This window comes from Mesorhizobium sp. M1E.F.Ca.ET.041.01.1.1, from assembly GCF_003997355.1.
In the GTDB taxonomy this organism is placed as follows: Bacteria; Pseudomonadota; Alphaproteobacteria; order Rhizobiales; family Rhizobiaceae; genus Mesorhizobium.
Map to the genome: position 1 here is coordinate 1 of NZ_RZSL01000289.1, position 7,728 is coordinate 7,728.

At 62.7% G+C, this 7,728-nt stretch carries 7 protein-coding genes; 2 read left to right on the top strand and 5 right to left on the bottom strand.

Annotated elements, in window-relative coordinates; all coding sequences use genetic code 11:
* Window positions 1-47 precede the first annotated feature (47 nt).
* From EOA38_RS21650 to EOA38_RS21660, 3 genes are all read right to left on the bottom strand, one after another.
* Window positions 48-1,910 carry an extracellular solute-binding protein gene (locus EOA38_RS21650; RefSeq protein ID WP_127300196.1) on the bottom strand — a complete coding sequence of 621 codons (1,863 nt, stop codon included), beginning with the start codon at window positions 1,908-1,910 and terminating at the stop codon, window positions 48-50.
* 14 nt (window positions 1,911-1,924) lie between these two features.
* On the bottom strand, window positions 1,925-3,805 hold the full coding sequence (locus tag EOA38_RS21655; protein ID WP_127300197.1) for an extracellular solute-binding protein: 1,881 nt from the start codon (window positions 3,803-3,805) through the stop codon (window positions 1,925-1,927).
* A gap of 216 nt (window positions 3,806-4,021) precedes the next feature.
* Entirely contained in the window at window positions 4,022-4,687 is a 666-nt protein-coding gene (locus EOA38_RS21660) for a cytochrome c family protein (RefSeq protein ID WP_127300198.1), read from the bottom strand.
* Window positions 4,688-4,879: 192 nt separating this feature from the next.
* Between EOA38_RS21660 and EOA38_RS21665 the strand changes: the two genes are divergently transcribed.
* Window positions 4,880-5,608 (top strand): 3-deoxy-manno-octulosonate cytidylyltransferase, encoded by a 729-nt coding sequence (locus EOA38_RS21665; RefSeq protein ID WP_126090392.1) that lies wholly within the window; start codon window positions 4,880-4,882, stop codon window positions 5,606-5,608.
* 24 nt (window positions 5,609-5,632) lie between these two features.
* Entirely contained in the window at window positions 5,633-6,496 is an 864-nt protein-coding gene (locus EOA38_RS21670) for a prephenate dehydratase (protein ID WP_127300199.1), read from the top strand.
* Window positions 6,497-6,611: 115 nt separating this feature from the next.
* On the opposite strand, the gene EOA38_RS21675 is transcribed toward EOA38_RS21670, so the two are convergent.
* Both EOA38_RS21675 and nudC read right to left on the bottom strand, forming a co-directional pair.
* Window positions 6,612-6,911 carry a Dabb family protein gene (locus tag EOA38_RS21675; RefSeq protein ID WP_127300200.1) on the bottom strand — a complete coding sequence of 100 codons (300 nt, stop codon included), beginning with the start codon at window positions 6,909-6,911 and terminating at the stop codon, window positions 6,612-6,614.
* Between the two features lie 16 nt (window positions 6,912-6,927).
* Window positions 6,928-7,728, bottom strand: an 801-nt coding sequence (gene nudC / locus EOA38_RS21680; RefSeq protein ID WP_127300201.1) for an NAD(+) diphosphatase, incomplete at its 5' end; no start/stop codon positions are given.

A 7,728-nucleotide genomic window follows, 5' to 3' on the forward strand; every position in this document is an offset into this window, starting at 1 on the left:
TCACCGACCCTCCCCACAAGGGGGAGGGTAAAGTGCTGCGCAACAGCTCACGCTTTGCCAATTTTTGCCGCCTTGCCCTTGTCGATCCACCACAGCGCTTCGACCGGAAAGCCGAAATCGGGTTTCTGCTCGGGAAAGCCGAACATATCCCAATAGGCGCTTCGGTGATTCGCCAGATACCAACTTGGAATCCAATCGCGCCGCGCGCGCAAGACCCGGTCGAGCGCCCGCATTGCCGCCGTCAGGCTTTCGCGGTCCTTGGCGGCGCCGACGGCATCGATCAGCGCGTCGATCGCAGGGCTCGATGTTCCCGGCAGGTTGCGCGAGCCCGAAACGGACGCGCTTCGCGAATGGAAGAAGATCTCGAGGTCATCGCGGGTCGGAGTCGCGCTGAACGAGAAGGCGGCGGAGATCAGGTCGAAATCGAACGTGTTCTGCCGCAATTGATACTGCGCCGCGTCGACCAGCCGGATGGAGGCATCGATGCCGACAGCCTTCATGTTGTCGACCCAGGGCGAGTAAATCTGCACGAACGCTTCGTCGTCGACGAGGATTTCGGCCGACAGCCGCCCGCCCTTGTCGTTCGTGACGAACTCACCGGACCGCTTCCAGCCGGCCTCGGCGAGAAGCTTGACCGCCTTGCCCAGCAATTGACGGTCGCGGCCGGAGCCGTTCGACATCGCCTGGGTCACGGCTTCACCGAAAGCCTCCGGCGGAATCTTGTCTCGCAGCGGCTCCAGCAGTGCGAGTTCCTGCGGCGACGGCACGCCTTCGGCGCGAAAATCCGATTTCTCGAAGCAAGACTGCGAGCGCTCGTAGGAGCCGTAGAAGAAATTGCGCCGCGTCCATTCGAAGTCGAAGCAGAGCCCGATCGCCTGCCGAACACGGGAGTCCCGGAACTGTTCCCGCCGCTGATTGACGGCGGTGGCCTGCATGGAAGGCACCTTTTCCGCCGGGAATTCGTGCTTCACCACCTTGCCGGCCGTGACGGCCGGAAAATCGTAACCCGTTGCCCATACACGCGAAACGGATTCCTCCCTGTAGAGGATCTCGCCCTTCTTGAACGCTTCGAATGCGGCGTTGCGGTTCTGATAGGATTCGATGCGGATGCGCTGGAAATTGTTCTGGCCGCGATTGACCGGGAGATCGTTGCCCCAATAGTCGGTCACCCGCTCGTATTCGATCCAGGTCCCGGCTGACCAGCGGCCGACCTTGTAGGCGCTGGAACCCAACGGAGGGTTCATCTGCGAGGAATCGAAGGGATTGGCCGTGTAGAAGGCTTTCGACAGGATCGGCATCTGGACGATGTTGAGGATCGTGCGGGAGGCTTGCTTGCCCGAGAATTTAAGCTCCAGCGTGTGCGCGTCCACCGCCACCGCATCCGCCAGATGTGTCAGCGACAACGCGTAGTCCGGGTGCCCCTTGTCCTTCAGCAACTTGAAGGTGAAGGCCGCATCATCGGCCGTCAGCGGCGTGCCGTCATGGAAGCGGGCCTGCGGGCGCAGCGAAAAGGTGAAGCCGTTGCGGTCGTCGGAAATCATGACGTTTTTGGCGATCAGCCCATAGACGGCGTCGGGCTCGTCGAGCGCCCGCACCATCAGCGCATCGAAGCACATTTCCATGCGCTGCGGCGCGTCGCCCTTGGGGACGAATGAGTTCAGCGTGCTGAAGGTCAGCGGGGTCTGGTTCGCCCCCCAGTTGAATGGCAGGAAGTTGAACGTGCCGCCTTGCGGCGCATCGACATTGACATAGTCGAAATGCGTGAAATCCGGTTTGTATTTCAAATCGCCGAAAGCCGACAGGCCATGCAGTTTGACGCCGGTCGGCGTCTCGGCAAAGGCGCGGCCGGGGAGCAGCGATGCGGCCGCCGCCGCCGTGCCGAGTGCCAGGAAGTCGCGACGAGGGAGCATTTTCTGCCGCCCCATCAATTGAGGCCCTTGTACTTGGCGGCCAGCGCCTTCTCTTTCGCTGTGTCGACCCACCAGGAGTCGATATCGGCGCCTCGGTAGGCAGGCTGCTTTTCAGGCATGCCGAACTTGTTCCAATAGGCGAGCCACACCACCGCGCGATAGTATTGCGGAACGACATAGTAGTTCCACAACAGCACCCGATCGAGCGCGTGGGTAGCGGCGACGAGATCGTCGCGGTTGGCGGCGAAGATGATATGGTCGACAAGCGCATCGACGACCGGGTTCTTGATGCCGGAATAGTTGCGCGATCCCGGCGTGTCCGCCGCCTTCGAGCTCCAGAAGTCGCGCTGCTCGTTGCCGGGCGATTCCGACTGTCCGAGCTGGCCGATGATGACGTCATAGTCGAAATTGTTGCGGCGGTTGATGTACTGGGTCGGATCGATGATCCGCAGCGTGGCATCGACGCCGATCTTGCGCAAATTGGCGATCCAGGGGCTGGAAATCACCTGGTCGGTGTCGCCCGAACCCAGTATCTCGACCTTGAACGGCTCGCCGGTCTTGGCGTTCACCATCTTGCCGCCCTTGATCACCCAGCCAGCCTTGGCAAAGTGGTCGACCGCCTGCTTCAGATATTTCCGTTCCGCCTGCGGCGAATCATAGACCGGCAGCTTGAATTCCTGCGTGAACAACTCCGGCGGCAGCTTGTCGCGATACTTCTCCAGGATTTCCAGTTCCTTGCCTTGCGGCAGCCCGCTCGACGCCAATTCCGTGCCCTGGAAATAGCTCTGGGTGCGCGTGTTCGAATTGTAGAACAGCGTCCGGTTCATCGTCTCGAAGTCGAACGGGTAAGTCAGCGCGGCGCGCACCAGCCGATCCTGGAACAGAGGGCGCCGCTGGTTGAGCATGAAAGCCTGCATCGGCTCCGGTGAGGTGGTCTTGAACTCCTGCTTGATGACGTCGCCGGACTTAGCTGCGGGGAAATTGTAGAATGTCGCCCAGCGCCGTGAGCTGTTCTCCGGCTTGATATCTTGAAGTCCGCCTTTGGTGAAAGCCTGCCAGGCGGCATTGTCGTCCAGGATATAGGTGAAGCGCTGGGTGTCGAAATTCTCGCGGCCGATCTTCACCGGCAGCTTGGCGCCCCAATAGTCGGGCACGCGCTGCCAAACGATCTCCGAGCCCGGCTTGAAGCTGGCGATCTTGTAAGCGGCGGAGCCCAGCGGCGGCTCGAGCGTCGATTTGGTGATATCGCGCTTCTTGCCGCTGGCGTCGGTGCCTTCCCACCAGTGCTTCGGCAACACGACGAGGTCGCCGAGGATCTTGGGCAGTTCCCGATTGCCCTTCTGGTTGAAATGGAACTCGACCTCGCGGTCGGAGACCGCAACAGCGTTGGTCACATTCTCGAAGTACCGGCTGTACATCGGGCTGTTGGCCTTCAGCACCTGGAACGACCAGATCACGTCGTCGACGGTGATCGGCTGGCCGTCATGCCATTTCGCGCGCGCGTCGAGCCGGTAGGTCGCGGACGAATAGTCCGACGTGTATTTATAGGCCTCGGCGATCAGCGGATGGCTGACGCTGCCTTCGTCCGTCGCCTGATCCATCAGCGTGTCGTAGAGCAGTCCGCCGCCGAACTCTGCGAAGCCGGCGGCCGGCGCACCCTGCACGATGTAGGGGTTGAAGCTGTCGAAGGTGCCGGTAACCACGGAATTGTAGGTTCCGCCCTTCGGCGCGTCCGGATTGACGTAGTCGTAGCGCTGGAAATTGTCGCCGTATTTGGAGGGGCCGATCAGCGAGGAGGTGGTGTGCCATTCGTCGGCGAAGCCGGCCTCAAGGCTCGCGGCGAAGGCGACCGCCAGCATCGATGCGAATAATGTCCGGGAGCGGCCAACCGTCATGCGTTCTCCTCGTCGCGAACCTTTGAGCGTTGACGCAATTCCGGACGGAAAACCGGTTCCCACTTTTCCTGGAATTGCTCTGCCCACCGGCAATCTAGATCATTTGACGCCGGTGAAAACCGCAAGCGCCGGCTTTTGTCGCCGCATATGCGGTTTTCCTAACAGAAAAGCCGGGATGAACCCGGCTTTTCCAAGGAAGTCTCTATGACAAATTGTTTATTGAGCGGGTGCAGCCGGCTTGGCTGGAGCGGCGCCTTCCGCCGGTTTCGCCGGTGCCGCACCTTCCGCGGGCTTGGCGCCTTCGGCAGGCTTGGCCTCGGCCGATGCACCCGGCTGCGGCAGCGGCTTCGGATTGTCCGACAGCGTGCGCAGATAGGCGATCACGTTGGCGCGGTCTTCATCCTTCGGCAGGCCGGCGAAGCCCATTGCCGTGCCCTTCACGAACTTCTTCGGCGAAGTGATGAAGTGGTTGAGGTTGTCGTAGGTCCACTTTTCGGCGCCGCCCTTCGAAAAATCCTTCATGCCGGCAGAATAGGCGAAGCCCTCATGCTCGGCGACGGGCCGGTCGACGATGTCCCAGAGGTCCGGGCCGACTTTGTTCGGGCCGCCCTTCTCGCCGGAATGGCAGGCCTGGCACTTCTTGAAGATGGCGGCGCCCGCCTCGGCATTGGCAGCAGCAAGCAGATCGGCGATCGGCTTGGCTTCGGCGCCCGGGGCGGCGGCGCCACCGCCTTCGGCCGGCTCCTGGGCCTCGATGGCGAAGCCGGGCTTCTCGGGCGCGGGGGAAGCAAACAGCGCGTTGGACACGATGCCCACGGAAAAGACGACGAAGCAGGTTCCGAGGAATCCGCCGAGCAGCTTGTTGACTTCGTTGGAATCCATACGCCCCTTGCTCCCTTTTCCGGCGGACCGTCCCGTCCACTCCGTCCGTCGGTATCGCTAAAGGCCCGGGAGGGCCAGTCAAATCGCGCGGAAACTAGGTCTTTTGCTTCGGCGTTGCAACACCTATAAGGGCGCTTCCAGTGAGACCTTTTGCCACTTTTCCATCCGCTTTCCCGGCCGTCCCGAAGTCCCATGTCGACATTGATCCTGATCCCCGCCCGCATGGCCTCGACGCGCCTGCCGGGCAAGCCGCTGGCCGACATCGCCGGCGTGCCGATGATTGTCCATGTCGCCCGCCGCGGCGCCGAGGCCGGGCTCGGCCGCGTGGTGGTGGCGACCGACACGGAGGCTGTGGCGCAAGCGGTGCGGTCGCATGGTTTTGAGGCGGTGATGACCCGTGCCGACCACGAATCGGGTTCCGACCGCATCTTCGAAGCCCTCACCGCGCTTGATCCGGAGAAAAAGGTCGAGACGATCGTCAACGTTCAGGGCGATCTGCCGACCATCGATCCTGAAATCATCGGCGCATCGCTGCGGCCCTTCACCGATGCCGCGGTCGATATCGCCACGCTTGGCGTCGAGATCGTCCGCGACGAGGAGAAGACCAATCCGAACGTGGTCAAGATCGTCGGCTCGCCGCTCTCCGCGACGAGGCTGAGGGCGCTCTATTTCACCCGCGCCACGGCGCCTTGGGGGGAGGGGCCGCTCTATCACCACATAGGCCTCTACGCCTACCGCCGCGCCGCGCTCGAGCGGTTCGTGGCGCTGAAGCCGTCGCCGCTCGAGCGCCGTGAGCGGCTGGAGCAACTGCGGGCGCTGGAAGCCGGCATGCGCATCGATGCCGAGATCGTCCGGTCGCTGCCGCTCGGCGTCGACACGCCCGACGACCTGGAGCGCGCGAGAAAGATCCTATCAAACTGAGATCCGTAAGAAAGACATCGGCGTATGCCTGAAAAGACCAACAGAATCGCCTTCCAGGGCGAGCCCGGCGCCAACTCCGACACCGCATGCCGCAACATGTTCCCATCAATGGAGCCGTTGCCCTGCCCGACCTTCGAGGATGCCTTCAACGCGGTGGAGACCGGCAAGGCCGATCTCGCCATGATCCCGATCGAGAACACGATCGCCGGGCGCGTGGCCGACATCCACCATCTTTTGCCGGAATCGCGGCTGCACATCGTCGGCGAGTATTTCCTGCCGATCCACTTCCAGCTGATGGTGCTGCCCGGCGTCAAGCGTGAAGAGATCAGAAGCGTGCACAGCCACATCCACGCGCTCGGCCAGTGCCGCAAATACATCCGCAAGAACGGCTGGAAGCCGGTGGTGGCAGGCGACACGGCGGGCTCGGCCAAGATGGTCTCCGAGGTCAGGGATCGCACCATGGCCTCGCTGGCGCCCGCGCTCGCCGCGGAGTTCTACGGCCTCGACATCATCGAGAGAAATGTCGAGGACACCGACTCGAACGTCACCCGCTTCGTCGTGCTGACCAAGAACAAGCAGTGGGCCGGGCGCCCGTCGCCGGACGCCAAGATGATGACCACCTTCATCTTCCGCGTCCGCAACGTGCCGGCCGCGCTCTACAAGGCCATGGGCGGCTTCGCCACCAACGGCATCAACATGACCAAGCTCGAGAGCTACCAGCTCGGCGCCTTCACCGCGACGCTGTTCTATGCCGATATCGAAGGCCACCCCGACGATCCGCTGGTGAAGCTCGCGCTCGACGAATTGCGCTTCTTCTCGCGCGAGATGCGCATCCTCGGCGTCTATCCGGCGAGTGCGTCGCGCGAGCAGTGGAAGGTCGCGGACTAAAGCATGTCTCCCGAAAGTGGTAACCGGTTTCGGGACAAAGACATGCGAAAAATCAAAAACCTAAAGCGCATGGAGCGAGCTGAAAGATCGCGACGCGCTTTAGGCCCGCAACGCGTTAAAATCCGAGCGGCACGTAGTCGATCTCCATGAACGCCTCGACCTCCGGCACCCAGCGGTCGCGCACGAACGCGACATGGTCGGGATGCTCGTTGTACCTGGTGTAGGCGGCCTGGTCGGCGAACTCCATCGAGAAGCCGAAGTGATAGTCGTTCTTGGGGCTCACCTGGCGCAGCTGCTCGAAATGCGCCACGCCCTTGATCGCGGTGAGGATCTTCTTGGCATCGTGGAGGAACCGCTTCGCCTCCAGCGAATGCGGCGGATGCTTCAGCGTGAACACGACAGTGTGACGGATCATTTTTCGGCCCCTGCTTCTATTCGCTGTCGACCCAGGCGCGGATAAGATGGTGGGCGATCGCCCCCTTCGGCGGCGTGATCAAGCCACCGGCATGTGTCCTGTCCAGCATCGAGCGCACCTCATCGCGGAAAAACCAGCGGCAGTCCTCCAGCTCGTTGAGGTCGGCCTGGATATCCTCGTTGAGCGGCTCGCCGAAGCAGCCGATCATCAGCGAATAGGGAAACGGCCAGGGCTGGCTGGCATGGTAGACGACGCGGCCGAGCCTTATGCCGGCCTCCTCCAGCGTCTCGCGGCGCACTGCCGCCTCGATCGTCTCGCCAGGCTCGATGAAGCCGGCAAGGGCCGAATACATGCCCGGCGCGAAATGCCGACCGCGCCCGAGCAGGCATTTCTCTGGCGTCACCGTCAGCATGATCGCCACCGGATCGGTGCGCGGGAAATGCTCTGTGCCGCAGGCCGGGCAGTGCCGCCTGTAGCCGCCGGCACGCATTTCCGAACGGTTGCCGCATTTCGAGCAAAAACCGTGACTGGCGTGCCAGGCGAGCAGCGCCGCGCCTTGCGCCAGCGCGCCGGCGGCCGCATCGTCGATCAGCCCCTGCATATAGACGGAGCGGTAGTCGATCGCCTTGACCGTCTCCGGCAATTCTTCCGGTTCGATGCCGGCGGGCACGGCAAGTACCGGACCGCTGTCCGAAAAGCCGAGCAGCACGCCGCGGTCGAGCGAAACCTCGAAGGGTTGGCCTTCCGCCGCCTCGAACCACGGGGCGAACCTGCCGTCGCTGAGCTTCAGATAGAGCCTGCCGCCACGCAACAGCAA